24 protein-coding genes are annotated in these 26,937 nt (G+C 62.9%); 10 read left to right on the top strand and 14 right to left on the bottom strand.

What is annotated here, in order from left to right:
• Nucleotides 1-114: 114 nt before the first annotated feature.
• On the bottom strand, nt 115-1,491 hold the full coding sequence (locus NKH21_RS24340) for an MFS transporter (protein ID WP_352670394.1): 1,377 nt from the start codon (nt 1,489-1,491) through the stop codon (nt 115-117).
• A gap of 188 nt (nt 1,492-1,679) precedes the next feature.
• Nucleotides 1,680-6,464 (bottom strand): NAD-glutamate dehydrogenase, encoded by a 4,785-nt coding sequence (locus NKH21_RS24335; protein WP_352868005.1) that lies wholly within the window; start codon nt 6,462-6,464, stop codon nt 1,680-1,682.
• Between the two features lie 137 nt (nt 6,465-6,601).
• Here NKH21_RS24335 and NKH21_RS24330 point away from each other — a divergent pair, with 137 nt between their 5' ends.
• Together NKH21_RS24330 and NKH21_RS24325 are read left to right on the top strand one after the other, a co-directional pair.
• Complete coding sequence (locus tag NKH21_RS24330; protein ID WP_352868014.1) at nt 6,602-7,165, top strand: peroxidase-related enzyme; 564 nt, start codon at nt 6,602-6,604, stop codon at nt 7,163-7,165.
• Between the two features lie 137 nt (nt 7,166-7,302).
• Complete coding sequence (locus NKH21_RS24325) at nt 7,303-7,626, top strand: YciI family protein (protein WP_352868002.1); 324 nt, start codon at nt 7,303-7,305, stop codon at nt 7,624-7,626.
• 7 nt (nt 7,627-7,633) lie between these two features.
• Here the strand turns inward: NKH21_RS24325 and NKH21_RS24320 are convergent, their stop codons facing one another.
• Nucleotides 7,634-8,248: a LysE family translocator gene (locus tag NKH21_RS24320; protein ID WP_352867999.1), complete on the bottom strand. Its 615-nt coding sequence runs from the start codon at nt 8,246-8,248 to the stop codon at nt 7,634-7,636.
• Between the two features lie 394 nt (nt 8,249-8,642).
• Here NKH21_RS24320 and NKH21_RS24315 point away from each other — a divergent pair, with 394 nt between their 5' ends.
• A complete protein-coding gene (locus NKH21_RS24315; protein ID WP_352867996.1) occupies nt 8,643-9,269 on the top strand; it encodes a DUF1062 domain-containing protein in 627 nt (208 codons plus the stop codon).
• 57 nt (nt 9,270-9,326) lie between these two features.
• Here NKH21_RS24315 and typA read toward each other — a convergent pair whose 3' ends face one another.
• Entirely contained in the window at nt 9,327-11,156 is a 1,830-nt protein-coding gene (gene typA, locus NKH21_RS24310) for a translational GTPase TypA (protein ID WP_352867993.1), read from the bottom strand.
• Nucleotides 11,157-11,354: 198 nt separating this feature from the next.
• Here typA and NKH21_RS24305 point away from each other — a divergent pair, with 198 nt between their 5' ends.
• Nucleotides 11,355-11,636: a hypothetical protein gene (locus tag NKH21_RS24305; RefSeq protein ID WP_352718336.1), complete on the top strand. Its 282-nt coding sequence runs from the start codon at nt 11,355-11,357 to the stop codon at nt 11,634-11,636.
• Nucleotides 11,637-11,682: 46 nt separating this feature from the next.
• Here the strand turns inward: NKH21_RS24305 and NKH21_RS24300 are convergent, their stop codons facing one another.
• Nucleotides 11,683-13,257: an alkaline phosphatase D family protein gene (locus NKH21_RS24300; protein WP_352867990.1), complete on the bottom strand. Its 1,575-nt coding sequence runs from the start codon at nt 13,255-13,257 to the stop codon at nt 11,683-11,685.
• 280 nt (nt 13,258-13,537) lie between these two features.
• A complete protein-coding gene (locus NKH21_RS24295; RefSeq protein ID WP_352867988.1) occupies nt 13,538-14,821 on the bottom strand; it encodes an MFS transporter in 1,284 nt (427 codons plus the stop codon).
• 82 nt (nt 14,822-14,903) lie between these two features.
• On the opposite strand from NKH21_RS24295, the gene NKH21_RS24290 reads away from it, so the two are divergent.
• The gene (locus tag NKH21_RS24290; protein WP_352867985.1) at nt 14,904-15,509 is read left to right on the top strand and encodes a TetR/AcrR family transcriptional regulator; all 606 of its coding nucleotides are present in this window, start codon (nt 14,904-14,906) and stop codon (nt 15,507-15,509) included.
• A 97-nt stretch (nt 15,510-15,606) separates the two neighbouring features.
• Nucleotides 15,607-16,197, top strand: coding sequence for a hypothetical protein (locus tag NKH21_RS24285; protein ID WP_292664338.1), 591 nt, complete (start codon nt 15,607-15,609; stop codon nt 16,195-16,197).
• A gap of 17 nt (nt 16,198-16,214) precedes the next feature.
• Here the strand turns inward: NKH21_RS24285 and ppa are convergent, their stop codons facing one another.
• The 6 genes from ppa to NKH21_RS24255 all read right to left on the bottom strand — a co-directional run bounded on the left by ppa (nt 16,215) and on the right by NKH21_RS24255 (nt 20,571).
• Nucleotides 16,215-16,745, bottom strand: a complete 531-nt coding sequence (gene ppa / locus NKH21_RS24280; protein ID WP_352867982.1) for an inorganic diphosphatase — start codon at nt 16,743-16,745, stop codon at nt 16,215-16,217.
• Nucleotides 16,746-16,863: 118 nt separating this feature from the next.
• Nucleotides 16,864-17,370: a GNAT family N-acetyltransferase gene (locus tag NKH21_RS24275; protein ID WP_023678138.1), complete on the bottom strand. Its 507-nt coding sequence runs from the start codon at nt 17,368-17,370 to the stop codon at nt 16,864-16,866.
• Nucleotides 17,371-17,487: 117 nt separating this feature from the next.
• Nucleotides 17,488-18,126: a TPM domain-containing protein gene (locus NKH21_RS24270; protein WP_352867979.1), complete on the bottom strand. Its 639-nt coding sequence runs from the start codon at nt 18,124-18,126 to the stop codon at nt 17,488-17,490.
• A 10-nt stretch (nt 18,127-18,136) separates the two neighbouring features.
• Nucleotides 18,137-18,979, bottom strand: coding sequence for a TPM domain-containing protein (locus tag NKH21_RS24265; RefSeq protein ID WP_352868012.1), 843 nt, complete (start codon nt 18,977-18,979; stop codon nt 18,137-18,139).
• Nucleotides 18,980-19,031: 52 nt separating this feature from the next.
• Complete coding sequence (locus NKH21_RS24260) at nt 19,032-19,841, bottom strand: TPM domain-containing protein (RefSeq protein ID WP_352670428.1); 810 nt, start codon at nt 19,839-19,841, stop codon at nt 19,032-19,034.
• A gap of 85 nt (nt 19,842-19,926) precedes the next feature.
• On the bottom strand, nt 19,927-20,571 hold the full coding sequence (locus tag NKH21_RS24255) for a LemA family protein (RefSeq protein WP_352470713.1): 645 nt from the start codon (nt 20,569-20,571) through the stop codon (nt 19,927-19,929).
• Between the two features lie 162 nt (nt 20,572-20,733).
• On the opposite strand from NKH21_RS24255, the gene NKH21_RS24250 reads away from it, so the two are divergent.
• Genes NKH21_RS24250 through NKH21_RS24240 form a run of 3 tightly spaced genes read left to right on the top strand, consistent with a single transcriptional unit; the run spans nt 20,734 to nt 22,694 of the window.
• Nucleotides 20,734-20,985: a hypothetical protein gene (locus tag NKH21_RS24250; RefSeq protein ID WP_352670469.1), complete on the top strand. Its 252-nt coding sequence runs from the start codon at nt 20,734-20,736 to the stop codon at nt 20,983-20,985.
• A gap of 9 nt (nt 20,986-20,994) precedes the next feature.
• Entirely contained in the window at nt 20,995-21,879 is an 885-nt protein-coding gene (pdxY, locus tag NKH21_RS24245) for a pyridoxal kinase PdxY (protein WP_352670430.1), read from the top strand.
• Nucleotides 21,880-21,926: 47 nt separating this feature from the next.
• Nucleotides 21,927-22,694, top strand: coding sequence for a DUF429 domain-containing protein (locus NKH21_RS24240; protein WP_352670471.1), 768 nt, complete (start codon nt 21,927-21,929; stop codon nt 22,692-22,694).
• A gap of 11 nt (nt 22,695-22,705) precedes the next feature.
• On the opposite strand, the gene NKH21_RS24235 is transcribed toward NKH21_RS24240, so the two are convergent.
• Nucleotides 22,706-23,908, bottom strand: coding sequence for an aromatic ring-hydroxylating oxygenase subunit alpha (locus NKH21_RS24235; protein WP_352670432.1), 1,203 nt, complete (start codon nt 23,906-23,908; stop codon nt 22,706-22,708).
• Between the two features lie 419 nt (nt 23,909-24,327).
• Here NKH21_RS24235 and NKH21_RS24230 point away from each other — a divergent pair, with 419 nt between their 5' ends.
• Nucleotides 24,328-24,732, top strand: coding sequence for a hypothetical protein (locus NKH21_RS24230; protein ID WP_352670435.1), 405 nt, complete (start codon nt 24,328-24,330; stop codon nt 24,730-24,732).
• Nucleotides 24,733-24,822: 90 nt separating this feature from the next.
• Here NKH21_RS24230 and NKH21_RS24225 read toward each other — a convergent pair whose 3' ends face one another.
• On the bottom strand, nt 24,823-26,910 hold the full coding sequence (locus NKH21_RS24225; RefSeq protein WP_352867974.1) for a PAS domain S-box protein: 2,088 nt from the start codon (nt 26,908-26,910) through the stop codon (nt 24,823-24,825).
• Nucleotides 26,911-26,937: the final 27 nt, after the last annotated feature.

The raw sequence follows: 26,937 nt of genomic DNA, 5'->3' as shown, positions 1-26,937 counted from the left end.
TCATTCAACCCTCCTTCGGCTTTTCCGGCCGAAATAGAATCGAGCTTCGCCGCAAAGCGCAACCCAGATGTGTGAATGCGATAGCTTCCCCTTGTGGGAGAGGGGAAGAGCAGCTCACTCCGCCGGCCGATCCGCCGGATAGGGCGTGCCGATCAGGATCGCCATGCCGGCGCCGAGGAACAGCACGATCGCCGCCATGCCGAGCCGCGCCGAGCCGCTGGCCAGGGTGATCGTGGCCACCATGAAGGGTGCGGCAAAACTCGTTGCCCGGCCGGCCAGCGCATAGATGCCGAAATAGCGCCCCGATTCGGCTGCTGTGACGCTGCGCGCCATATAGGAGCGCGACGATGCCTGGACCGGCCCGAAGGCAAGCCCGATCAGCAGGCCGTAGAAAATATAGGCCTTTTCCGCCGCCGTGCCGAACAATCCGCCGCCATCCAGTCCGGGCATCACCCAGGCGCCGAAGAGCGTATAGCCAGGTCCGGTCGAGACGATGCCGATCGTGGCAACGCTCAGCATGACAAGCGAAATCATCACTATGGTCTTGGAACCCAGTGCTGTGTCGAGGCGTGCGGCAACCAGGCAGCCGATGATGGCAACGACGTTGAGGATGATGCCGAACAGGCCGATCTCGGTAATCGACCAATGGAACATCGCCGCCGCAAACGTTCCGCCTAGCGCCAGCAGCGCGTTGACGCCGTCCTGATAGATCATGCGGGCGACGAGAAAGCGAAAAATGCCGCTGCGCTTGCGCACTTCGGCCAGCGTCGACTTCAGTTCCGACAGGCCCTCGCGTACCGCCGGCCCGATTGGAATGCCTTTGATCGCATCAGGCGTGAAGAAGAACATCGGCAGAATGAACAGGAAATACCAGGCCGCCGACAACGGTCCGGTGGCGCGTGCGTCCTCGCCTAGCCTGGGGTCGAGGCCGAAGATCGGGTCGAGCCCAACGACGGTCTTGCCGGTTTCAGGCGAGCCGGCCATGACGGTAACGACGAAGATCAGTGCGATCATGCCGCCGAGATAGCCGAGCCCCCAGGCCATGTTCGAGATCCTGCCGATGTCGCTCTTCGGCACCAGGCGCGGCATCATCGAATCATTGAACACGGTCGAGAATTCCGCCGCGACCGACGCCAGCGAGAACAAGGCCACGACCAGAAAAAGATTAGAGCCGGGCGCGGCGAACCACAGCAGGGTGAGGCAGGTGATCTTGACCGCGGCGAAGAAGGCTATCCACGGTTTGCGTGGTCCGGTCTGATCGGCGATCGACCCGAGCACCGGCGACAAAACGGCAATGACAACGCCGGCGGCGGCAATGCCGTAGCCCCAGGCCGCTTGCCCGGTCTCCGGATTGCTGGCCATGCGCGAGACGAAATAAGGACCGAAGATGAAGGTGGTGACGACCGTAAAAAACGGCTGTGCCGCCCAGTCGAACAGCATCCATCCCCAGATGCCGCGTCCCGATGCTCGCTGCACTGCCATCTCAGCCATGTCCCCTCCGCTGGAGCTTGCTCAATGCCGATCGAATCGGAATGGCGCTCCGTCTTCTTGTTGAGCACGATCTTGTCCAAAAGCCGATCGTCACTTTTTGGGATCATGCTCCGGCGCTCCCCAAAGCAGCGCGCCATTTGCTCTATAGCGCAGTCCTTCCGGGCAATCCCGTGTGGTGTGAAGACGTCTCACAGCCCTGTCAGGTCGCTCATCAGGCCGGACGCCACCGACAGCCGCGACACGGTGATGTCACCGCCCTCGGTCAGCGCCTGCAGCCGCTCGCGGATGCGTCCGACCCGTTCGCCGCCGGCCTCCAGCCATGCTGTCACCGGATCCGCCGTCTCGGCATGACTGGTGAGTGCCGCCACGGCGATGCCGCGCCTGGCCGCGCCGATCGTGTCGGTGGCGCGGGAAAGCGCCAGCTGATCGTAATAATCCGAGGGCATGATCGAGCGCGCCGCATCTTCGACGCGTGGGATGCGGAAGACATCGCTGACTGCAAAAAACGCCTTGGCGGCAGCGACGATGCCGGCATTTGCCGTCCGCGCCGTCAGCGCAATGTCGGGGATGAGTTCCGCCACATCGGTCAACGCCAGTTGCTCGGCAAGGCTCTCGGGCGCGCCGCCCTTCGACAGGCTGTGCCGCCGCTCCTCGATCCGCTCGCGCGAGAAGGCCGGCAGCAGCGAAATGAGCTTCGGCTCCAGCGCCTTGCGCGCATCCTGCAACTCGGCGATCCGCTGCCCGAGCGGTGCGGTGCCGGCATCGTTCTTCAGGTACCAGCCGCTGGTCACATAGATCAGCCGGCTGACCGCCTGATAGAGGTCGAGCTGGATCTGTCCGTCGATCTGATTGTCGAGCGCGTCGATCTGCCGGTAGAGCGCCGGCAGCGCAAAGCCATCCCGCACCACGGCGAAGGTGCGCACGACATCGGCGGCACTGCGCCCGGTCGCTTCCTGCAGCCTGTTGACGAAGGACGGACCGCCGCGATTGACCAGATCATTGGCGACGACACGGGCGATGATCTCGCGGCGCAGCTGATGGCCGTGGATTTCTCCCGCATATTTCTTCGCCATGCGGTCGGGAAAGTAACCCATCAGGTCGCGGTCGAAATGCGGATCGTCCGGCACGTCGCTGGCGACGATATCGGAAAACAGCACGATCTTGGCATAGGCAAGCAGCACGCCGAGCTCGGCCCGGGTCAGCGGCTCGCCGCGCGCTGCGCGCTCGGCAAGCGCCGCCGGCGACGGCAGCGTCTCGACGGCACGGTCGAGCAGCCCGCGCGCCTCGAGCGCCGCCATGAAGCGGCTCTGATGGGCGATGTCGGCGAGGCCGCGTTTACGGGCAAGGGACAGCGCCAATGTCTGCTGGTAATTGTTGGACAGCACCAGGGCGCTGACCTCATCGGTCATCTCGGCCAGCAATTTGTTGCGCGCCGGCCGGGTCAAAGATCCCTTGCGCATGGCGGAAGCCAGCGCGATCTTGATGTTGACCTCGACGTCGGAGCAATTCACGCCGCCCGAATTGTCGATCGCATCTGAATTGCAGCGGCCGCCATTCAATCCGAATTCGATGCGCGCCCGCTGCGTGACGCCGAGATTGGCCCCCTCACCGATGACCTTGGCACTCAGGTCGAGCGCGGTGATGCGGATCGCGTCATTGGCACGGTCGCCGACGTCCTGGTTGGTCTCGCCCGATGCCCTGACATAGGTGCCGATGCCGCCAAACCACAAAAGGTCTGCCGGCGCCTTGAGAATGGCACTCATGATCTCGACCGGCGTGGCCGTTGTCTTGCCGAGGCCGATCGCTGCAGCCGCGGCCGCCGGCAAGGTGATCGACTTCTGGCTGCGCGAGACGATTATGCCACCTTCGGACAGCTTCGTCTTGTCGTAATCCTGCCAGCTTGAACGGGCGAGAGCGAACATACGCCGGCGCTCGGCCATCGAAGCCGCCATGTCGGGATCGGGATCGATGAAGATGTCGCGATGATCGAAGGCGGCTATCAGCCGGGTCTGCTCCGACAGCAGCATGCCGTTGCCGAACACGTCGCCCGACATGTCGCCGACGCCGACGACAGTGAACGGCGTGGTTTGGATGTCGCGGTTCATCTCGCGGAAATGCCGCTTGACTGCTTCCCAGGCGCCCTTCGCGGTGATGCCCATCTTCTTGTGGTCGTATCCGGCCGAACCGCCGCTGGCGAAAGCGTCGTCGAGCCAGAAGCCGTGCCTTTCGCTGATGGCGTTGGCGGTGTCCGAGAAGGTCGCCGTACCCTTGTCGGCGGCGACGACGAAATACGGATCATCCTGGTCGCGCCTAACCACGCCGGCCGGCGGTATGACGCCGTCCAGCCCGATATTGTCGGTGATCGACAACAGGCTGGAGACGTAGTTCTTGTAGGCGGCCGTGCCGGCCTCGAAAATGGCGTCGCGCCCGGCGCTCATCGGCAGTTTTTTCGGATAGAAGCCACCCTTGGCGCCAACCGGCACGATCACCGCATTCTTGACCTGCTGTGCCTTGACCAGGCCGAGCACCTCGGTGCGATAGTCCTGGGCACGGTCCGACCAGCGCAGGCCGCCACGCGCAACCGGGCCGAAGCGCAGATGCACGCCCTCGACCTCGGAGCCGTAGACGAAGATCTCCCGCCATGGCCGCGGCGCCGGTAGCCCGTCGACCGATTGCGAATCGAGCTTGATCGCCAGTGATTGGCCTTTCTCTTTCGTATCGGCAACGAAATGATTGGTGCGCAGCGAGGCTTCGATCAGGTTCAGATAACGGCGGATGATGGTGTCGTCGTCGATGTTGGGAACGTCTTCCAGCGCATCCGTGATCTTGGCCTTCAGATGTTTGGCTTGAACGACGCCTTCCGTTTCAGCCGTCGGGCCGAGGCGGGCGACGAACAGCGCATGCAGGCCGCGGGCGATCTCGGGATAACGGTTGAGCGCGGCGGCGATGAAATCCTGGCTCTGCGGGATACCGGCCTGCTGCAGATAGCGGCCATAGGCGCGCAGGACGGTGATCTCGCCCGACCACAGGCCGGCAGTCTGGGCAAGGCCGTTATAGCCGTCATTGTCGACATCGCCGCGCCAGACGGAAAGGAACGCATCCTCGAACAGCGCGCCGCCATTGCCGAGGTCGATCGGCGTGCCGTAGCTGTTCTCGAGTTCCATGTCGTGGATGAAGACCATGCCGGATTGATTGTCGCCGACCTCGAAAGTGCGCTCGCTGATGACGCGGAAACCGATGTTTTCCAGCACGGGCACGCGCCGCGACAGCGCCACCGGGCTGCCATGGTGATAGATCTTCAGCGCCGCCTGATGCGGCTTCTGGGCGGCGTGACGGTAATAGTCGATGGCGATCGGATTTGACGCATCGAGCTTGGCGATGCGCCCGGCGTCGGCCAGCGCCACGCCCGGCGGAAAACTGTCGCGATAACTTTCCGAAAAACGCGAGGCGATGGCCGTGAGTCTCGCATCGGCGCCGGTCTCGGTCGCGGTCTCGCGCAATGCATCGTCCCAGGTCCGTACGATGTCGCGGATCGCCGCCTCGATCGTCGCCTGCTCGACCTTCGGCGTCTTGCCGCCGGAGCGGCCGATGATGAAATGGACGCGCGCGAGCCCGCCTTCCGGGAAGGCCGGATAATAGGCCGACAGCCGGCCTTCGAAGACGGTCTTCAGATAGGTGCCGATCTTCTCGCGCACGACGCTGTCGTAGCGGTCGCGCGGCACGAAGACGAGCACGGAGACGAAGCGGTCGAACTGGTCGACACGCACCAATGCCCTGACGCGCGGCCGCTCGATCAAGCCTAGGATGGCTTCGGCATGCTTGCGCAGGATCGGCACCGGAACCTGGAACAGCTCGTCGCGCGGATAGCTCTCCAGCACGTTGATCAATGCCTTGCCGGAGTGGTCGCCTGGATTGAAGCCGGATTTGGCAATGACGGTTTCCGCCTTCGAGCGAAGATAGGGGATTTTCATCACCGAGCGCGTATAGGCAGTCGAGGTGAACAGGCCGACGATGCGGAGCTCGCCTGAAAGCACGCCTTTGCCGGTGTAGGTCTTGACGCCGATGTAGTCGAGGTAGATGCGGCGGTGCACCGATGACTTGGCGTTGGCCTTGGTGACGATCAGCGGTTCCGGCCCATGCAGGAAGGCGCGGATCTCCGGCGTCGTGCTCACCGCTTCGGTGCCGCGCCTGAGCACCAGCACGTCGGGATCGGAAAGGATGCCGAGGCCGGGCTTTTCGGCGCGCTCGAGCATGCCGCTCTTCTCGCCGCCAGTGTAATTGAACTCGCGCATGCCGAGGAAGGTGAAATTGTCGTCGCGCAGCCATTCGAGGAAGGCGATCGCCTCGGTGACATGGGCCTTGTCCAGCGGCACCGGCGAGTAGCGGAATTCCGAGATCGCCTGGTCGAGGCGGGCAAGCATCGGCTTCCAGTCGATGACGGCGGCGCGCACTTGGCCGAGCAGCTTGGTCAGGCGTGCGGCCAGGCCTTCGGCCTGCTCGGCTGAAAGGCGGCCGATATGGACATGGATGACGCTCAGCCGGTCATGGCTGTGGTCGCCCTTGGCATAACCGCCATCGCCGAGGATTTCCTCGACGCCGTTCTTGCCGTGCCTGACGACTATGACCGGGTGGGTAACCAGCAGCGGCTCGCCGGCGCCCTCGGTGATCTCGCCGAGGACGGAATCGAACAGGAACGGCATGTTGTCGTTGACGACGGTGATCACCGTCATCGGCCGACCCTGGCGGACGACACCGGAATCGACGTCTATGGCAACGACGCAGTCATCCTTCTTGTGCCTGGCGACGGCGCGGCCGGCGAGTTCGGCAGCGCGTTCGAGATCGATGACGTCGTAGGCGGCGACATCTTCGGCCGGAGCTCGGGCCAGCAGGTAGTCGGCAAGCCTGCCGGGCTTTTCGCTACCCTTGGCCGCACGCATCTTTTTCAACTGGCTTGCGGATTTCAGGCCGGCCATGAGCTAATTCCCTCCCGTCATGTTTTTACAACTATCGTAGCAGATGACGGATATTTGGCGACAAAGGTTTGACCGCTTGCGACGAAATGTCGGAATTCACAGGCAGGCTGGCGAAAAACGAGGAGAAATCCGCCATGATGATGGACAAAATTACCGCGCTTGACCTCGCACCGGCGGAGCTGAGCGAAGCGACCAAGGCCTATTTCGCCAAATGCCAGGAGAAACTCGGCCTCGTCCCCAATGTGCTACTCGCCTACGCGTTCGACGAGAAGAAGTTGCGGGCTTTCACCGACATGTACAATGATTTGATGCTGGGTGAATCCGGCCTGTCGAAGCTGGAGCGAGAGATGATCGCGGTGGCCGTCTCGTCGGTCAACCATTGCTATTATTGCCTGGTTGCACATGGCGCGGCGGTGCGCCAGCTTTCCGGCGACCCGGCCTTCGGCGAGATGATGGTGATGAATTTTCGCGCCGCCAAGCTGTCGGACAGACAGCGCGCCATGCTCGAATTCGCGGTGAAGCTGACCGGACAGCCGGCAAAGATCGTCGAAGCGGACCGAGCGGCGCTGCGGCAAGTTGGCTTTTCCGACCGCGACATCTGGGACGTCGCCTCGACCGCGGCGTTCTTCAACATGTCGAACCGGCTGGCATCGGCGATCGATATGCGGCCGAACGATGAATACCACGCGATGGCGCGATAGGGCGCCGCTGGTGGGATCCAACCGCACATTATATTAGCTACTTCGCATTCTCGTTGCTTGTTTGCCGGTTTGGTCCGATGATCGGCATGCGGCATGACCGCGTGCCGGTTCGATGCCGCCGATCAAAGGAGGAGAACATGGCGAAATTTCTCTACGTCTATCACGGCTCGGGCAAGATGCCGACCGAGGAGGCCGAACGGAAGGCAGCGATGGATGCCTGGAACGGCTGGTACGGCAAGCTTGGCTCAGCCGTGGTCGACGGTGGCAATCCAGTCGGCATGTCGAAGACCCTGCTGCCCGGCGGCAAGGTCGAGAACAATGGCGGCAGCAATCCGACCGCCGGTTACACCATCATCGAAGCAAAAGACATCGACGATGCCGTAGGCAAAGCCAAGGATTGTCCTATCTTGAAGGACCCGGGTTTCAGCGTCGAGATCGCACCGATAATCGAAATGGGTTGACGCCGGCTCAAGACCGCGCGGCGATCGCCGCCGCAGCGCCGGCCATGGTGCCGGCGCTGATGCGGTTGGCGATCTTCATCGCCCGCTTGCTCCTCAAGAGCTTGCGCGCCTGCGATGCGGCGAGCACCCATGTCAAATCGATGGCGACCAGGACCACGGCCATGGTCGCCGTCAGCTCGACCCAGCCGACCATGCTGACCGAACCGAGGTCGATGATGGTCGGCAGCAGCGCCAGATAGAACATCATGATCTTGGGGTTGCCGAGCGTCACCGCCATGCCGGCAAAGAACAGCTTAGCGGGCGGATCTTCGCGCGGCAGCGTGCCTTCCTTGGCCTCGACCGGTGCCGTCCACATCTTCCAGGCAAGCCAGGCGAGATAGACGACGCCAACCCATTTCACGACGACAAAGGCGAAGTGGAACGTCTGCGCCACCACGGCGAGGCCGAACACCGCCAGTGACAGCCAGATCGCTTCGCCGATCCACATGGCAACCAGGAACGGAAACACGTCGCGAAACCCCTTTGCGATGACCCGCGCCACAAGAGCGGCGATCGATGGGCCGGGCGAGCCGGCGGCAACAAGCAGGGCGCCGGCAAAAATCAGCAGCGATGTGAAATGCATGACGCGGATCTCGTTTGAAATTTTTGGGTCGTTCAACATAACCCAACTGTTCCGGCGACGGTAGCGTCCACCGAAACAAGCCTTGTCGGCCAGGCGCCTCGCGGCTAGAAATATCGTCCCGACATCATTTCGAGCTTCATTTTGCCTACGTAACCGCCGGTCTCGTCAACTCCCCCAGCACAGAGCAGGGCGTCGCAGTCGCGGTGCCTGTTTTCACATCATGTGTTCCTCAGGGTGGCGGTTCGAGACCGGTTTGGCACTGCTGAACCGCTGTCGCGCATAACCACCCGCGACACCTGATTTCAACTGCCGCAGTCTCTCGCCACGCCGTGCCCGCATGGGCATCTCGACATCGCCGATCTGACGAACTTCCCGACGGGAAGGGCTTTTCGGCATGCCTTCGATACTGCGTATCCGCTGGGCGATCGCGCCCAAAACCGCACCTCGACCTCACCTCAACTGCAATCGCTGCGGCGGCCTGAAAGCCTATCGCTGCAGCGGCAAATTCCGCGTCAACGCCAATGGCAAACGCATTGACGCCTGGTTGATCTACCGCTGCATCGACTGCGACAATTCCTGGAATTTCGGCATTCTGGAGCGCTGCAGCCGCCGCGACATCGAACCGGCAATATTGCAGGCGCTCGAAAGCAACGATCCGGTCCTGGCGCGGCGCCATGCTTTCGATGTTGCCGCACTGCGAAGCAGGATCGGGCGCGTTGAGGAGTTTCCTGAAGCCATCGTTCATAAGCAGTTGCTCGGGGATAGGCCGGAAAACATCAGCGCTCTCGAACTTCAGCTCTGGCTCGAAATGTCGACAGCCTTGCGGCTCGACCGGTTGCTGGCCAGCGAACTCGGTGTCTCGCGATCGCGGCTTCAGGCTTGGGAAGAGAAGCGATTGCTGGTGGTTGGTCCGGACGGGGCCAAAGCCTTGCGCAGGCCAGCCCGGGCGGAAACGGCGATCCGCATCCACCTGTCTGGCGAACCAGACCGGGACAGCATTATCGCGGCTGCCGGCGGATAAGATAAAGGGAGGAAGCACGCACGTGCTCCCTCCCTCATAATTGCTGAGAAAAGTGGCTTATGCCGCACCGACCACTTTCGCCGACTTCTCAAAACGCTTGCGCTCGTTCGGGTCGAGATAGAGCTTGCGCAGGCGGATGGTCTTCGGCGTCACTTCGACCAGCTCGTCGTCCTGGATCCAGGCCAGCGCGCGTTCCAGCGTCATGCGGATCGGCGGCGTCAGCTTCACCGCCTCGTCCTTGCCGGCGGCGCGGATGTTGGTCAGCTTCTTGCCCTTCAGCACGTTGACTTCGAGGTCGTTGTCCCTGGAATGGATGCCGATGATCATGCCCTGATAGACCTTGACGCCGGGGTCGATGACCATCGGGCCGCGGTCTTCCAGGTTCCACATGGCGTAAGCCACCGATTCACCCTGTTCGTTGGAGATCAGCACGCCGTTGGTGCGGCCCGGCAATTCGCCCTTGTAGGGTTCATAGGCATGGAACAGCCGGTTCATGACAGCGGTACCGCGCGTGTCGGTCAGCAGCTCCGACTGGTAGCCGATCAGGCCGCGCGTCGGCGCGTGGAAGACGATGCGCTGGCGATTGCCGCCCGACGGGCGCAGTTCGACCATCTCGGCCTTGCGCTCCGACATCTTCTGCACGACGACGCCGGCATGCTCCTCGTCGACGTCGATGACGACTTCCTCGACCGGCTCCAGCAATTCGCCGTTCTCGCCCTTCTGCATGACGACGCGCGGCCGCGACACGGCGATCTCAAAACCTTCGCGGCGCATCGTCTCGATCAGCACGGCCAGCTGCAATTCGCCGCGGCCGGAGACGAAAAACGAATCCTTGTCCGACGATTCCTCGATCTTCAGCGCGACATTGCCTTCGGCCTCGCGCAGCAGGCGGTCGCGGATGACGCGGCTGGTCACCTTGTCGCCCTCGGTGCCGGCCAGCGGTGAATCGTTGACCAGGAACGACATCGTCACTGTCGGCGGATCGATCGGCTGCGCGTGCAGCGGCTCGGTCACCGACAGGTCGCAGAACGTGTCGGCGACAGTGCCTTTCGACAAGCCGGCGATGGCGACGATGTCGCCCGCCTGCGCTTCGTCGATCGGCTGGCGCTCCAGCCCGCGGAAAGCGAGGATCTTCGAGATGCGGCCGGTTTCGACCTGGGTGCCGTCATGGTGCAGCACCTTGACCGCCTGGTTGGATTTCAGCGTGCCGGATTCGATACGGCCGGTGATGATGCGGCCGAGGAACGGATTGGCTTCCAGAATGGTGCCGATCATGCGGAACGGGCCGGGATGCACGGTCGGCGCCGGTACGTGCTTGATGACGAGGTCGAACAGCGGCGCCAGAGCCTGGTCCTTCGGACCTTCGGGGTTTTCCGAGACCCAGCCGTCGCGGCCTGAACCGTAAAGGATCGGGAAGTCGAGCTGCTCGTCGGTCGCGTCAAGCGCCGCAAACAGGTCGAACACCTCGTTGACCACTTCGACGTGGCGGGCATCCGGCCGGTCGATCTTGTTGATGACGACGATAGGCTTCAGTCCGACCTTGAGCGCCTTGCCAACGACGAATTTGGTCTGCGGCATCGGCCCCTCGGCGGCGTCGACCAGCACGATGGCCGAATCCACCATCGACAGGATGCGCTCGACCTCGCCGCCGAAGTCGGCGTGGCCGGGCGTGTCGACGATGTTGATGCGGGTATCCTTCCAGTCGACAGAGGTCGCCTTGGCCAGGATGGTGATGCCGCGTTCCTTTTCGAGATCGTTCGAATCCATGGCGCGCTCGGCGACGCGCTGGTTGTCGCGGAACGAGCCGGACTGTTTCAGAAGCTGGTCGACGAGGGTGGTTTTTCCATGGTCGACGTGCGCGATGATCGCGATATTGCGGATTTTCATGTTTTGGTCTCGGGAGCGTTGCAGGCAGCAGGCCAAAAGGCGCTGCCTCTTTCGGTTGGGCGGCTCATACAGGGTTTTTCGCAATTGCGAAAGAGGAGGCGAGCCACCAAATAAAGTCACCAAATCTTAAATGTCTTGGTGTGAAGTGGAATTATTAACCAAGGCGGAACCTTTCATGGTCCGGGCAGTTCGAATTTCATGATCGACGCAGGCATCAGACTCCGGCCGATTTTGGCATGTACCGCACTCGCCGTCCTCCTCGCGGCAGGCGCGGCGCAGTCGGCGGCGTCGTTCAAGGAGACGCGGACTGCTTTGCCGTCCGACAAGCGGTCGGCGGAGCAGCTTTTTGCCGATGCTCCCGATGGCGTCGATTCGGTGGTGACCGGGCCGGTCAGCGCCGCCTTCAAGCAGCGGCAGCAAAATGCCGGATGCGACAGCGCCGTCTGGCCCAACATTCCCGTCGTCTGCTATCCCGATTGATACACGTCCTACCCTCGGGCTAGCCCGAGGGTAGTGGCGCAGTCGCTCACGCCGACCGCACTGGATCGAGCGTGACCTTGTAGAGTTCGCTGTCGTCGCGATCCATCAGCCGCACCGTCAACTGCTCGGTGGCGCCATCGATGTCGACGAGCCCGAAGAACTGCAGGCCGGCCGACGGCGGCAGGTTTTGACCCTGTTCGGCCGTCGGTGCCTTTATGAACTTCAACTCCGGGCCGAACGTCATGTCGAAACCATTAGGCCCGAACGTGCCGGAATGGATCGGACCCGAAACGAATTCCCAAAACGGGTTGAAGTCCTGGAACTGCGCCTTGTCCGGATTGTAGTAATGCGCGGCTGTGTAATGCACGTCTGCGGTGAGCCAGACGGTGTTACTGATGCCCGCATTCTTTATATAGCGAAGAAGGTCGGCAATTTCCAGCTCGCGCCCCTTGGCCGGGCCATTGTCGCCATTGCTGACTGCCTCGGCCCCGACCTTCTTGGTACCGTCATTCCAGACCACGAGGCCGAGCGGCATATCGGCGGCGATGATTTTCCACGTCGCGTTGGAATTTGCCAGCTCGCGCTTCAACCATTTGATCTGCTGTTCGCCGAGGATGCGCGATTCAGGCGTCATCGTCTCCTGCATGTCCGAACCGTTGGGGCCGCGGTAGGAACGCATGTCGAGGAAGAACACGTCGAGCAGCGGACCATAGGCGATCTTGCGGTAGACGCGGCCGGGCTCCGACGGTTCGTAGCGGATGGTCGTCATCTCGTGGAAGGCGCGCGCCGCACGTGCCGCAAGCACATGGATTGACTTTTCGGTGTAGCGGTCGTCGGCCGACAGGTCCTTCGAGTCCGACCAGTTGTTCAGCACCTCATGGTCGTCCCACTGATAGAAAGTCGGGCAGATGGCGCTGAGCGCAAGAACGTTCTTGTCCATCATGTTGTATTTCCACTGCGCCCGGTATTCGTCCAGCGTCTCGGCAACCTTGCGCTTCTCGTCGATCAGCACTGTGTTTTTCCACTTGCCGCCATTGGGCAGGTCGACCTCGTCCTTCATCGCGCCATCGGCATAGATCGTATCGCCCGAATGCAGGAAGAAGTCGGGCGTGTGCTTGGCAATGGTGGCGTAGGTCTTCATGCCGGTGTCGTCGATGCCCCAGCCTTGGCCGGCGGTGTCGCCGGACCAGGCGAAACGAATGTCGCGCTTCGAGGCAGGTGCCGTGCGGAAGCGGCCGACGATCGGCTCGGAAACGGCGTTGATGTCGGAAAGATCGGCCGCGACCATGCGGTAGAAGATGTCCTGGTCGGAGGCGAGATCGGTGAGCAGCCGCTTCACCGTATAATCGCTGGCCGGCGAGGTATCGAGCGGCGCCAGGCGGACGGCATTGGCGAAGCTTTCCGTCGACGACACTTCGAACATGACGCGCGATGGCCGGTCGGTGCGCGTCCAGACCATGCCGCTGGTAGCGTCGATGTCGCCGGACTGGATGCCATGGGTAAAAGCCGGGCGCTGATTGGCGCGCGAGTAATAGGGAAGGGCGAGGCCCGACGCGCCGACCAGGCCAACGGCGCTGGCCGACGTGACGAAAGCGCGCCGCGTCATCGAAATCTTGTTCATGGCTGTCTCCTGGATGGCGTTGAACGTCGCCGCCAAGCTCCAGCTTCAATGTTTCAGGCACATTTCGAAACGATGAAGGTTTGATAACAGTGAACAGGCTGGCGAATCTCCCTCTTGAGGGGGAGATCTCGCCGAAGGCGACAGAGGGGGGTCATCTCGCGTGAAGCGCCGACCTTCTGCATCTGCTATACGGGGCCGGGCCCGGTCGGACCGACCCCCTCTGGCCGCTTCGCGGCCATCTCCTCCCTCAAGGGGGAGATTAGCGCTCAGCCGTCGCAGCTCAAGCCGCCTGCGGTTCCAGATCAAACGCTGGGCGGCTGGTGTTGATCAGCAGCGAGATGCAGGCGGCGGCTATCGCCGTCATGCCGGCGATCAGGAAGGCAAGCTCGTAGTTGCCTTGCAGCTCGCGCATGGTGCCGCCGAAAAAGGCCGCCGTCGCCGCACCGACCTGATGGCCGGCGACGATCCAGCCGAAGACGATCGGCCCGCTGCGGTCGCCGAACGCCTCGTTGGAAAGCCGCAGCGTCGGCGGCACGGTGGCGATCCAGTCCAGTCCGTAAAACACGGCGAAGATGATCAGGCTGGTCGCCGAGAAGCCGGAATAGGGCAGATAGATCAGCGACAGGCCGCGAATGCCGTAATAGACGCCGAGCAGCTTGCGCGGGTCGAAACGGTCGGTGAGCCAGCCCGACAGCGTCGTGCCGATAAGATCGAAGATGCCCATCATCGACAGCAGGCCTGCGGCCTGCACTTCGCCGATGCCCATGTCGCCGCAAAAGGCGATCAGATGCGTGCCGACCAACCCGTTGGTGGTGAAGCCGCAAACAAAGAAGGTGGCGAACAGGTACCAGAACACGCGCGTACCGGCAGCTCGGCGCAACGTGCTCAGTGTATGCGCGAGGAAATTGCCTTGCGCGGCCGGCGGCGCCGGCGGCACGTCGTCGAGCTCGGCACCATAGCGGACCATGCCGATCGAGCCCGGGCGCTCCGGCACCAGCATGTAAACCAGCGGCACCAAGGCGGCGGTGGCCACGGCAATGGCAATGGCGACCGGCTTCCAGCCGCCCGACTGGGCGAGCGAGGCGAGCAGCGGCAGGAAGACCAGCAGCCCGGTGGCGCTGGAGGCCGACATCAGTCCCATCACCAGGCCGCGATTGGTCTTGAACCAGCGGTTGACGATGGTCGCGCCGAGCACGGTGGCGACAGCGCCCGAACTGATGCCGGAAAACACGCCCCAGGTGAGGAGCAGATGCCATGGCTTGGTCATCAGCAGGCTGAGCGCGGTCGATCCGGACATCAAAAGCAGCGCGGCAAGCAATGTGCGGCGCAGCCCGATCCGCTCCATCAGCGCTGCGGCAAAGGGCCCGGTCAGGCCATAGAGGAAGATGCCGGTGGCCGCCGCCAGCGAGACGACGTCGCGCCGCCAGCCGAAACTGTTCTCCAGCGGCAGCATCATGACTGCCGGCGCCGAACGCAGGCCCGCCGCGATGAGCAGGCAGAGGAAGATGACGGCGACCACGACGAAAGCGTAGCGCTGGCCAAACGGGCGGGATTGAGCTATCATGTTACTGACCGGTACGTTGCAGGAGCGCGAAACATACGTACCGACCGGTAACATTGTCAACCAGGCAATCGGCAGACCAGGCATGAAAAGCATTGAACCAACGATCAAGGCGAATGACGCACCGCCGCCTCGCGCCGCCGAACGGATCCTCCAGGTGGCGCGCGACCTGTTCTATAGGCAAGGGATCAGGGCGATCGGCGTCGATGAGATCGTGCGGCGTGCCGGCGTCACCAAGCCCAGCCTCTACCGCAGCTTCCCGTCCAAGGATGAGCTGGCCGCATCCTATCTCCGGCACTATGACCTCGAATTCTGGGAGCGTTTCGACGAGGCGGTGGATGCCCATCCCGGCGATCCGCGCGCGCAGATCGTCGCCTTCCTGACGCGTGTCGGCAAGCGCACGCAAAGGCCCGACTATCGCGGCTGCGGCATGACCAATGCCGCGGTCGAATATCCCGAACATGGCCATCCGGCCCGCGTCGTGAGCGAGGCCAACAAGCAGGAATTGCGCCGGCGCCTGCGTGCCATGGCGGCGGCGATGGGCGCCGGCGATGCCGAGACGCTGGGTGACGGGCTGCTGCTGCTGATCGAGGGCGCCTATATCAGCGGCCAGTTGTTCGGTGTCGGCGGACCAGCGCAGTCGGTGGCCCGCAACGCCGACCTTCTGATCGAGGCAAGCCTGAAGAAATAGCGTTCCATTTACCGGATCACTGTGAGCAGCCTGACTTCGTCTAGGCTGCCGCTAAATTTGACGGTACGCTGCGGCAGCCCGAACGGAGTTGTCCGCCATGCGCGCTCTTTTGATCCCATTTGCCTTCGCTGGCTTCTGCAATGCCGCCCGGGCTGGCGACATATCCAGCGTCTATACCGATCTCGTCTGGGAGAAGGACTGCGTGACCTATGCCCAGGCGGAGGAAGGCGACGGCGACTGGGCCGACCTCGCCTGTTCCGGCTATGGCGGCTACCCGGTGATGGTTTCCTACGACGATGCGCGGGAATCGCTGTTCTACGGCTTTCCACCTGGCGATATGACCACGGTCTGGGAAAGCTTTTCCGGTCTCAATTCGGCTGGACCCAAAGTTGAGTGGCGTATCGAAACCAACGGCAAAACTGTCGTCCCTTTCGCGGTCATCCATCGTCGCTCGATCAGCGATAGCGAGGGCGAGAACAAGTCGACGGAAGTGCTGATCGTCGCCAAGGTTGCCCAGCCTGACGCCCACGAAGGCTGCACGATCGCCCTTGTGCTCGCCACCGGCAATCCCGCCGCCAACGATCAGGCGCGCAAGCTTGCCGACGAGAAGGCACGCACCTTCGCCTGCGGCAAGGACAAGCGTGTGGTGATCGGCAACACACCCGATTTCGGCCGCGTCGATAACTGATTATTTGCGCCCGTTAATTACTTGCGCTTGGCCCGCTCGATTGCCTCGACGATCATCTTCTTGGCATAGGCGGCGTCGTACCAGCCCTCGATCTTGACCCATTTGCCGGGTTCGAGATCCTTGTAGTGCTCGAAGAAGTGCTGCACTTGCTGGCGGGTAATGTCGGGCAATTGCGTGTATTCGTGAACGTCCTCATAGCGCAAGGTCAGCTTGGGCGAAGGCACCGCGATGACTTTCTCGTCCTGGCCGGCATTGTCCTCCATCACCAGGACGCCGATCGGCCGCACATTGATGACGCAGCCCGGCACCAGCGCGCGCGTGTTGCAGACCAGCACGTCGATCGGATCGCCGTCGCCCGACAGCGTATGCGGTACGAAACCGTAATTGCCGGGATAGCGCATCGACGTGTGCAGGAAGCGATCGACGAACAGCGTGCCGGCTTCCTTGTCCATCTCGTACTTGATCGGCTCGCCGCCGATCGGCACCTCGATAATGACGTTGATGTCCTCGGGTGGGTTCTTTCCGCTGGCAATCGCTTCGATACGCATTCGCTTCTATCCCTCTCTCGATTTGAGATCGATAGCGGGCGGCGGCGAATGGTGCAATGCGGCGAATGGTACAGGGGAGATCGTCCGAACCGAAACCGGCCGGATCATGCGCTGGCCGTCATTCCCAGACGAAAGCGACCTTCTTCAGCGCTTTCTGCTCGAAGATCTCGACGCCCTCGGCAACATCGCGGCCACCGGCGCCGGCATAGAAGGCAAGTGCGTTCTGATTGTCTTCCAGCGCCCACACCACCATGCCCTTCAGGCCATGGTCGGCGAGCCGTGCCCGTGCGGCCGAGAACAGCCGGCTGCCGAGCCCGATGCCTTGATATTCCGGCCGCAGGTAAAGTTCGTAGATCTCGCCCTGCTGCCTGAGTTCGCGGGCGCGGTTCTTGCCGATCGTCGCGTAGCCGGCAATTTTGCCGCCGATTTCGACGACCAGGACGGTGGCGGCGCGGCGAATGGCATTCGCCCACCAGTCGGCGCCACGGCGGTTGATCATCGATGTCAGCGTGCGGTGCGGGATGATGCCCGAATAGGCGCCGCGCCAGGCCTCGAGATGCACGTCGGCGATGGCGGCTGCATCGCGCGGTTCGGCTTTCCTGATGTCGATGCTCAGCGTATTCATGATTGGTTAACCATAAACCCGCTGCGCCCGATTGCAAGAGTCCGGTCAGCCGCCGCGATGCTTTCACACAGCCGGACGGTGCGTCCTTGAGACGCTGCGAAACCGCTTTTGGCGAGATCAAATCTCGACCAGATGGTCGTCCAGTTCGTTGCTGTCGCCGGTCGAGACCGGAAAATGCTCGGCCAGTACCGCGCCGACCGCTTCGATCGCCTTGACGAAGCCCTCGGCAAGCCGATCGTCGCCGGCATGCGCCGTAAGGTCGCGGACGACACTGTCCCAGACTTGCTGGCCGACACGAGAATCGATGCCGCTGTCGGCGACCACCTCGGCGTAGCGCTCGGCGATGGAGACGAACACCAGCACGCCGGTGCGCGCCGTGGTGCGGTGGACGTTGCGGGCGAGGAACTGCTTCATCGCATTGGCGTGGGCGGCCTGGTAGCGCAGCCGCCTCGGCACCAAATGGATGCGCAATGCGGGCAATGCCCACAACAGGATGAGCACACTGGCAAGCGCCAGAAACTCGGCGATGACGAAATGCGGCAAGCGGATCGACAGCCACCAGGCTTCCAGCCCGTAACCAACGCCGAGACTGACGACGAGCATGCCGAGCATCGCCATGAAAGCGGCCGGGAAGAAATAGCCGTCGCTGGCGTGCGCCACGACGCAGTAGATCTCGCCGTCGGTCTTTGATTCGGCAGCGCGGATCGCATCGGCGATGCGCTCATGATCCTCGGGGCTGATCGGTCGTGTTGCCATGATTGATGTCTCACCAGCTTCCTGAAGAACCGCCGCCGCCGGACGAACCGCCGCCGCCTGAAAACCCGCCGCCGGAACTTCCGGACGACCAACCGCTGCCGGAACTTCCAGACGACCAGCCACTGCCGGACGAGGTCCCCGACGTCCAGCCACCGCCACCGGAGGGTGACGAACCTGGCCCACGGCCGTAGCGGAACGTCATGCCCAGCCATTTGTACACGCCCGGCGAGAGTTTCGTGCCGAAGATCGGCGGCAGGAACGCCATCGCCAAGCCGCCGAAGAACATCGTCGCCCAGAGGACGACGAACAGCATCAAGATGGGATCGACAGGATTGTCATTCGCCGGATTGCGCTTGCCGCGCGCCTCCAGTTCTTCGGGATTGCCTTCCAGCACCATGATCATGTCATCGACGGCCTTGCTGATGCCGCCGGAGAAATCGCCGGCACGGAAGGCCGGCACCATGTCGTTTTCGATAATCAGCTTGGTGTGCAGGTCCGTCAGCGTGCCTTCCAGCCCATAGCCGACCTCGATGCGCATCTTGCGGTCGTTCGGCGCCACCAGAAGCAGGACGCCGTTGTTCTCCTTGGCCTGGCCGAGTTTCCAGGCGCGGAACAGCCGGTTGGCGTAAGGCTCGATTTCCTCGCCGTCGAGGCTGGGGATGGTCGCGACGACGATCTGGTCGGAACCCTTGGTCTCGAACTCGGCAAGCTTCTGCGTCAGCGCCGCCTCGGTCGCGGCATCGATGATGCCGGCATTGTCGACAACCCGTCCGGTCAGCGCCGGCAGCTCGGCCGCGAAAGCCGCGAAGCCGACCAGCAGCACAGCCATGGCCATAAGCGCGGTGCCGATCATTTTGATGAAACGGCCGGATTCCACCGGGCTGATGGCGTGTCTTGTCATCTCGTCACCAACTTCCCGAAGAGCCGCCGCCGCCGGACGAACCGCCGCCGCCGGAAAACCCGCCACCGCTTGAACCCGACGACCATCCCCCGCCGGAACCTCCCGACCAGCCGCTGGACGACCGCCGGTTTGGCTCGAAGGTCATGCCCAGCCAGCGATAGCGGCCGGGACCGATCTTCTGGCCGAAGATCGGCGGCAGGATGGAGGCTGCGAGGCCGCCGAAAAAGATGATTGCCCAGATGGCTATGAAGATCGTGAAGAACAGATCGTCGCTGTTGAACGGCGGCTGCTGGTTGCGCTCGCCGCGCGCCTCCAGTTCTTCGGGATTGCCTTCCAGCACCATGATCATGTCGTCGACGGCCTTGCTGATGCCGCCTGAGAAATCGCCGGCACGGAAGGCCGGCACCATGTCGTTTTCGATGATCAGCTTGGTGTGCAGGTCGGTCAGCGTGCCTTCCAGCCCATAGCCGACCTCGATGCGCATCTTGCGGTCGTTCGGCGCCACCAGAAGCAGGACGCCGTTGTTCTCCTTCGCCTGGCCGAGTTTCCAGGCGCGGAACAGCCGGTTGGCGTAAGGCTCGATCTCTTCACCGTCGAGGCTGGGAATGGTCGCGACGACGATCTGGTCGGAACCCTTGGTCTCGAAATCGGCAAGCTTCTGCGTCAGCGCCGCCTCGGTCGCGGCATCGATGATGCCGGCACCATCGACAACCCGTCCGGTCAGCGCCGGCAGCTCGGCGGCAAGGGCGGTGAGCGGGAGGAGGAGAAAGGTTAGAACGAAGCCAAAAAAAATCAGGCCGGCGTTTCTTCCCATCCCCCTCTGTGGGGAGATGGCCGGCAGGACAGAGGGGGGCGCGACGGAATACAAGGCCAACAGGCCCAGGCTCAACAGGCGCCGTTCACCCGCCTTGCGTGGTGTTGGTGCCGAAATCGACCTTCGGCGGCTGCATCTTATCCTCCTCGATGGTGAAATTCGCAAACGGCTGGTTGCCGCGGAACCACAAGGTCGCCCAGATCACCGACGGGAAGGTCCTTAGCGTCAGATTGTACTCTCTCACTGCCTGGATATAGTCGCGGCGGGCGACCGTGATGCGGTTCTCGGTGCCTTCGAGTTGTGCTTGCAGCGCCAAAAAGTTCTGGTTGGCCTTGAGATCGGGATAGTTCTCCACCACTGCCAGCAGGCGCGACAGCGCGCTGGTCAGGCCGGCCTGGCTGTCCTGAAATTTCTTGAAGGCTTCCGGATTGTTCAGCGTTTCCGGCGTCACGGTCACCTGCGTCGCCTTGGCGCGCGCTTCGACCACAGCATCGAGCGTATCCTTCTCGTGCGCGGCGTAGCCCTTGACCGTGTTGACCAGATTGGGGATGAGATCGGCGCGGCGCTGGTATTGATTCAACACCTCGCTCCATGCTGCCTTGGCGTTTTCCTCAGCCGTCGGGATGGTGTTGTAGCCGCAGCCGGCAAGCAGCGGCAGCATGACGGCCATGACCAGGAATGCAGCTAAATTACGGAAGATTGGCGGTGAAGAAAGGCGCTGGGCAAGCATGATAAGGTCCCCTCGATAGCATTGGCAGGCGAAGCATTAGCACAATCCTTGCGTAAGAAAACGACTTCGGCCGAGAAGTGTTACTGGTTTCTGCCATTCACCGTCGGGCCCTGTGACAGACGAGGCGAAAGGGTTAAGCTCGGCATGAAACGGGACATCACCATGGCGAAACGCCACGACAGCGACGCGGAATCGCGCCGCATCATCGAACGGGTGGCGCGCGAGACCGACCCGGGCGGCACCTCGTTCTTCGCACGAACAGCCAGAGGTGCGCGCGACCACGTCACCGCGGCCGATGCCGACCGGTCGGATCCGATCGAATACTGGGGCACCCGCATCGGTCGGGCAGCGGGCTTGCTTATTGCCATCGGCCTGTTGATCTGGCTCGTGCTTTTCGTCACCAGGGGCGGTTAGGAAAAATCAATGAGTGCCGAAAAAGCCGACGCGCCGCGCGCGGTCATCGTCGTCTCCAGCCATGTCGCACGTGGCTCGGTCGGCAACCGTGCCGCCGTCTTTGCGCTGGAGACGCTCGGCTTTCCGGTTTGGGCGGTGCCGACCGTCATTCTGCCCTGGCATCCGGGCCATGGCCGGGCCACCCGCATCGTGCCGCCGCTGGACCAGTTCAAGGCGCTGATGGCCGACCTCGAGCGAGCACCGTGGCTGGGCGAGGTCGGCGCCGTGCTGTCCGGCTATCTCGGCGAGGCTGGCCAGGCCGAAGTCGTCGCTTCGCTGGTCGGCGCGGTCAAGGCGAAGACGCCGGACGCCCTATATATCTGCGACCCGGTGATGGGCGATTCGGGCGGGCTCTACGTACCTGAGCCGACCGCAATCGCCATGCGCGACCGGCTGATGCCGATCGCCGATATCGCCACGCCCAACCGCTACGAGCTGGAATGGATGGCCGGAGCGCCGCTGCCCGACCTGAAATCGGCAATGGCTGCAGCCCTGCAAGCCGGCCCACCGGCCATGCTGGTCACTTCGGCACCAGCGATGATGGCCGGCGGTACCGGCAATTTGCTGCTCGCCGGCAGAGAGGCACTGCTTGCCGAACACCGGCTCATCGACAAGCCGCCGAATGGGCTCGGCGACCTGACGGCGGCCGTCTACCTGGCGCGGATCCTGTCCGGCCAGCCGGCGGCCAAGGCGCTGCAATCGACCACCGCGGCGGTCTACGAGATCCTGGCGCGCACCGCCAAGCGCGGCGGCGACGAATTGCAGCTCGAGACCGATGCCCAGAGCCTGTCGCACCCGATGGCGATGGTGCAGCTTCGCCATCTCCTGCATCCGGAACGGGACCGCCGAGCGTGACGCAGGCCGAAGACGCCGCGCGCCAGGATGTTGCGCCCGACGATGTTGTGCCCGCGGATGTTACCCTTGTCGGCGTCGACGGTTGCAAGGCCGGCTGGATTGCCGTCCGCCGCGATCCCGGTGCGGCACCGTCGACAGCTGTTTTCCCAAGCTTTGCGGCGTTGCTCGACCAACTGCCCGCCGATGCGATAGTAGCGGTCGATATGCCAATCGGCCTGCCCGATTTCTCCCAAAAAGGCGGTCGCGGCCCGGAGGCGCTGGTGCGGCCGCTGCTTGGAGCCCGGCAGTCCAGTGTCTTTGCCATCCCCTCCCGCGCCGCGCTCTACGCGGAGGTCGAAGCCTACACCACGGTCGACGCCTGGTACGCCGCACATCGCAAGGCAAGTGAGGTAGCCAAGACGACCTCAGATCCGCCGCGCGGTGTCTCGATCCAGGCCTTCGGCATCTTCGCCAAGATCCGCGAGATCGATTCGCTGCTGATCGCGCGCCCCGGACTGCGCAGCCGCGTCTTCGAATCGCATCCGGAAGTTGCCTTCTGTAAACTGAACGGCGACCGGGCGATGCGCCTGCCAAAGAAGATCAGGGGCAACATCAATCCGGCCGGCATGGCCGAACGCAAGGCGCTGCTTGCCCGGCATGGTTATAGCCAGGATTTTCTCGACCAGGCGCCGCCGCGCGGCGCGGCCGCCGACGATTTCCTCGATGCCGCGGCGATTATGCTGGTTGCCGGACGCATTGCCAGAGGCGAGGCAATGCCGTTTCCGGATCCGCCGCTCGCCGATCGTTTCGGCATTCCCGTCGCCATTTGGGCCTGAGGACCAGGGCGTCAGGAGCGTGATCTGAGCGCCTCGTTGAGTGCCCACATATCCTTCTCCTCGGGCGCGGTCTCCAATCCGAGCACGGGAATTTGCTTGCGCAAATGGTCGTGGTGGGTGCGCACGCCATATTCGAGATCGGAGAAGTAAAAACCTCCGAAGGCTTCGGACAGCATGGATTCGTTGGACCATATCGAAAGCTGCACATCTTCGGCCAGCGTGTCGCGGTCGATCCGGTAGGATAGGTAGCGGGCAGCCGCCTGCTCCCTGGTCTCGTCGCGATAGCGGTAGATGGCGCCGCGCAGCAGCGTCTCACCCGTCGACAGCGGGAATTCCTGATAGAACTGCACCGATTCCGGCATGATCGACAGCGCGTTGTTCGGGAAGATGCCGTAGTAGATCCAGGCCTTGCGCAGGTGCTTCGGCAGGTGCTTTGCCTCGGGTGCGAGCTTGATATATTGCGCGACGCTCCAGCGCCGTCCGGCATGCGGGTTGTACGTGGCGAACGAGCGCGACACGCCGTTGACGAACGGCTCGTCGAAATAGGTCGCGCCGTAAAGATCCTGCAGCGCCGGATGCGCCATGGCGACGTGGTAGCCTTCATTGTCGACGTCGCGCACGGACTTCCAGTTGACCGGCGTCTTTTGGGTCCAGATGCCCCAGGACGGCACCATCTCGGCGACGCCGTAATGGGCAATCTCGGCTTCGATCGGCTTCAACAGCTCGGCCACCGATGGCTGAGGGCCGCCCTTGCGGAAGCGGATGAAGATGAAGCCCATCCAGATTTCGAGCTCGAGCGGCATCAGGCCGAATTCGGTCTTGTCGAGGTCGGGGAAGGAACGCGGACGGGCAGCGCCGCGCAGCGTGCCGTCGAGATTGTAGACCCAGCCATGAAAGGGGCAGACCAGCGCATTCTTGCAAGTGCCCTGGCTGTCGGCAACGACGCGACTGCCGCGGTGGCGGCACATATTGTTGAAAGCGCGCACAACGCCATCCTTGCCGCGCACGACGAGCGCCCGCTCGCCAACCACATCCATCGTCAGATAGTCGCCGGCGTTGGGCACGTCGCAGACATGGCCGGCGATCTGCCAATGGTTGCGGAAGACGTGCTCTTTCTCGAGCTCGAGCAAGGCGTCGGAATGATAGCTCCAGCCCGGCAGGCCCCGCCGATCCCAATCGTTGGGGATTGCCACGTCACGCAGATGCGGGTTCATAAAAGCTCTTTAGTTATTGAATGCTCGTTCAATAAAAGCATATTTTCCATTGAAATGCAATGGCTTGCGAAAATGGAGCGAATTCTTGACGAGAAATCGAGCGAGATTTGAGAGCCGCGTCCGAACGATCGAAGCCGGGAAAATCCCGGGAATTCCAGACGTTAATCCCCTTACGCTTGTTGAGCGCCCGACGCTCCGTGGGCCTGGAAAGGCGACGTGGATCTGGTGCCGTGGGTAGCGGAAAACGACCACGGAATGCCACCGGTGCTGCCAGCTACGCCTGATCGGTTTGCCCGGGAATGGCCGCGGGCTTGGTTTCATGCCGGTTACACAATCGTTAATCCATCATCGTTGGCCGGTTACAAGGTGCGATTAAGTTCGTTTCAACAGGGAAAAGAAGAAGACCGAAGGAAACGACGATGCCTACGAAAATCCAGATCACCGATACCGACCTTCGCCAGCAGGGTCCCCAGCGTAACGACCGGCGCCCGAAGCTGGCGCTGCGCCAGCGCGCCAGTGATCATCCAATGGCGATGTTCATGCTGTTGGCGGCTGCCGCATTTGCCGGCATGGCGTTGACGCCGACCGTCGGTCCGGCCTTCGCCTCACTAAACCCGCCGGCCAACCTCATCGATGGCGCGATAACCACCACCAAGACGGCGCGCCTGGCGATGCCGGAGATAGATTTTGCCTGCAAGGGGCAGGCCTGGGGCGCCGAGAGCCTGGATTGCCTGCGCGTCATCGCTGCCCAGTCGGGCAAGGCACGACCGGTCCGCATGATCGCCAATGCCGCCCCGCTGGCTGATACGCCGAACGTTTTTTGATTTTTTGCGAGCGCCCTCCAGCACTCCAGTCAGGCTCCCGCCGCAATGTCGGCCGGGAGCCTTTTTTCTTCCGGGGGGAGATCGCGGAGTCTAGCCGCCCAGAGCGGCCTGCTCGGCAATGGCCGAGAGCACGCCGCGCACATCCAGCGTGCTGAACGGTTTTTCGAGGATTGGCGGCCGCTGCTGCGCCGGCAGCGCCTCGATCTCGCCTTTCGCGCCGATCAGATCGCCGGTGACAAGCACGAAGCGCCGCGCCAGACCCGGCATTTCGGCGAGTAGCTCGCGATAGGCGGCTATGCCGCTGGTACCGGGCATGCGCAAATCGGAAAACACGATGTCCGGCGGCACATGGCCGCTCAGCGTCGCGGCGGCCGAGACCCAGGCCGGCACAATCCGCGACTTGATGCCCATCAGTTCCAGAATATCGGACAGCGACGCCGCGACATCCGGCTCATCGTCTATGATCAGCGCGTGACGCAAGCCGCTCGACCGCGACGGAGCTTCGCCGGCGGCGGCCGCGCCGGCAGCGATCGCCGGCAGCTGCACGACAAAACGCACACCTCTCGGCGAAACCTCCTCGAACCAGATATTGCCATTGTGCCGCTCGATGATCGATTTCGAGATCGACAGACCGATGCCGGTACCGACGCCGACCGGCTTGGTGGTGAAATAGGATTCGAATATGCGTGAGCGTATCGCTTCCGGCACGCCTGGTCCGTTGTCCTCGACCGAGAATCCGGGATTGCCGCGGTCGCTGCGAAAGGTCCGGACCTTGATCCGGCGGTCGCCGGCAACGCCGGCCAAGGCGTGCTGGCTGTTGATGAGGAAGTTGGCGGCCACCTGCGTCACGTGGTCGGCATCGGCCATGGCCAGCAGCGGACCGCTGGCGAAATCGGTGTCGATGATGATGCCGCTCGACCGTGCACCATAGGCGGTCACTTCGAGTGCGGCGCGGATCACCTGGTTGAGATCGGTTTCGGCCTGTGCCGCCGGGTGCAGGCGGACCATCGACAGGAAGCTTTTGACGATACGGCCGCAGCGCTCGGCAGCGGCGCGCACCTTTTCGGCGCGCACCTTGGTCTGCGGATCGGCGGCGAATTCGTGCAGCAGCGTCGACTGGGCGACAACCACGGCCAGCGGATTGTTGAGCTCGTGCGAAACGCCGGCAAGCAGCGAGCCCATTGCCGCCATCTTCTCGTTCTGGTGCAGTTTTTCGCGCTGGCGGTTGATTTCCTCCTCAGCCCGCAACTTGTCGCGCAGGTCGCGGATGGAGCCGAAGATCAGCTGGCGATCGGCGACGCGCATCTCGGTTGCGGTCAGCTCGATCGGAAAAACCTCACCGGCGGCATTCTGGGTGACCGTTTCAAGCCGTTGGCCGACCATCGGCGCGCCGCGGCCCGACATGTATTCGGCACCCGACGCATAGCCCTTGCGGTAATATTCCGGCACGACCGTATCGAGCAGGTCCTTGCCGAGGATATCGCTGCGCCGATAGCCGAACATCTTCTCGGCGGCCGGATTGAATTCGATGATCGAGCCGGTCTCGTCGATGACGATGATGGCGTCGAGCGAGGCCTGCAGCATGGTGCGGCGAATGACGTCGCTGGCATGCGCGTCGGAGGGCGACCGTTCGATGGCATCGCCGATGGCGAGTGCCACCATGTGCAGCGCCGCCTCTTCCTGGTCGGTCCATTCGCGTTCGTGGATGCAGTCGTTGACCGCCAGCGTGCCCCACAAATTACCATGCGAAAAGACCGACACCGACAGGAACGACTTGATGTTCTGCTTTTCGAAATCCGTCCGCAGAAAGCCTTCGAGATCGCGTGTGTGCCCGGCGAAGATCTTGCCTTGACGCTCGTCCTCCGCCAGCCGTTCCAGCAATGGGTCCGAATCGACGACCGACTGCACGATGACTGTCGGTGACGCCAGTTCGCCGCCAAACCGGGGGGCAATCCAATAAGCGGCGACCGACTGGGCGAAGCCCTGGCCTGGCAGTTCGCGCAGGCGAAACAGGATGCCGCGGTGACAATCCATGGCTTCGCACAGCGTTTGGAGAATACCCTCCATCTCGCGCTGCCAGTCGCCGGCTTCGCGTAGCCGGCGAATCACATGCACGGCCGCCATCGCCGCGCCCTGCCTGGCGCCCTGCACGTCCGCGCGTGTTGTTTCAGCTGTCATGGTCAGCCGTCATTTCCTGGCCGTGGC

Source organism: Mesorhizobium sp. M1329 (assembly GCF_040318035.1).
Taxonomy (GTDB): domain Bacteria; phylum Pseudomonadota; class Alphaproteobacteria; order Rhizobiales; family Rhizobiaceae; genus Mesorhizobium.
The sequence above is the reverse complement of the archived record's forward strand: the minus strand, read 5'-3'. Positions and strand labels throughout refer to the sequence as shown.

Bases quoted from the DNA above. Each gene is read 5' to 3' on its own strand.
- NKH21_RS24340 (WP_352670394.1), bottom strand. From the start codon at position 1,491: ATGGCTGAGATGGCAGTGCAGCGAGCATCGGGACGCGGCATCTGGGGA.
- NKH21_RS24335 (WP_352868005.1), bottom strand. From the start codon at position 6,464: ATGGCCGGCCTGAAATCCGCAAGCCAGTTGAAAAAGATGCGTGCGGCC.
- NKH21_RS24330 (WP_352868014.1), top strand. From the start codon at position 6,602: ATGATGGACAAAATTACCGCGCTTGACCTCGCACCGGCGGAGCTGAGC.
- NKH21_RS24325 (WP_352868002.1), top strand. From the start codon at position 7,303: ATGGCGAAATTTCTCTACGTCTATCACGGCTCGGGCAAGATGCCGACC.
- NKH21_RS24320 (WP_352867999.1), bottom strand. From the start codon at position 8,248: ATGCATTTCACATCGCTGCTGATTTTTGCCGGCGCCCTGCTTGTTGCC.
- NKH21_RS24315 (WP_352867996.1), top strand. From the start codon at position 8,643: ATGCCTTCGATACTGCGTATCCGCTGGGCGATCGCGCCCAAAACCGCA.
- typA (WP_352867993.1), bottom strand. From the start codon at position 11,156: ATGAAAATCCGCAATATCGCGATCATCGCGCACGTCGACCATGGAAAA.
- NKH21_RS24305 (WP_352718336.1), top strand. From the start codon at position 11,355: ATGATCGACGCAGGCATCAGACTCCGGCCGATTTTGGCATGTACCGCA.
- NKH21_RS24300 (WP_352867990.1), bottom strand. From the start codon at position 13,257: ATGAACAAGATTTCGATGACGCGGCGCGCTTTCGTCACGTCGGCCAGC.
- NKH21_RS24295 (WP_352867988.1), bottom strand. From the start codon at position 14,821: ATGATAGCTCAATCCCGCCCGTTTGGCCAGCGCTACGCTTTCGTCGTG.
- NKH21_RS24290 (WP_352867985.1), top strand. From the start codon at position 14,904: ATGAAAAGCATTGAACCAACGATCAAGGCGAATGACGCACCGCCGCCT.
- NKH21_RS24285 (WP_292664338.1), top strand. From the start codon at position 15,607: ATGCGCGCTCTTTTGATCCCATTTGCCTTCGCTGGCTTCTGCAATGCC.
- ppa (WP_352867982.1), bottom strand. From the start codon at position 16,745: ATGCGTATCGAAGCGATTGCCAGCGGAAAGAACCCACCCGAGGACATC.
- NKH21_RS24275 (WP_023678138.1), bottom strand. From the start codon at position 17,370: ATGAATACGCTGAGCATCGACATCAGGAAAGCCGAACCGCGCGATGCA.
- NKH21_RS24270 (WP_352867979.1), bottom strand. From the start codon at position 18,126: ATGGCAACACGACCGATCAGCCCCGAGGATCATGAGCGCATCGCCGAT.
- NKH21_RS24265 (WP_352868012.1), bottom strand. From the start codon at position 18,979: ATGATCGGCACCGCGCTTATGGCCATGGCTGTGCTGCTGGTCGGCTTC.
- NKH21_RS24260 (WP_352670428.1), bottom strand. From the start codon at position 19,841: ATGGGAAGAAACGCCGGCCTGATTTTTTTTGGCTTCGTTCTAACCTTT.
- NKH21_RS24255 (WP_352470713.1), bottom strand. From the start codon at position 20,571: ATGCTTGCCCAGCGCCTTTCTTCACCGCCAATCTTCCGTAATTTAGCT.
- NKH21_RS24250 (WP_352670469.1), top strand. From the start codon at position 20,734: ATGGCGAAACGCCACGACAGCGACGCGGAATCGCGCCGCATCATCGAA.
- pdxY (WP_352670430.1), top strand. From the start codon at position 20,995: ATGAGTGCCGAAAAAGCCGACGCGCCGCGCGCGGTCATCGTCGTCTCC.
- NKH21_RS24235 (WP_352670432.1), bottom strand. From the start codon at position 23,908: ATGAACCCGCATCTGCGTGACGTGGCAATCCCCAACGATTGGGATCGG.
- NKH21_RS24230 (WP_352670435.1), top strand. From the start codon at position 24,328: ATGCCTACGAAAATCCAGATCACCGATACCGACCTTCGCCAGCAGGGT.
- NKH21_RS24225 (WP_352867974.1), bottom strand. From the start codon at position 26,910: ATGACAGCTGAAACAACACGCGCGGACGTGCAGGGCGCCAGGCAGGGC.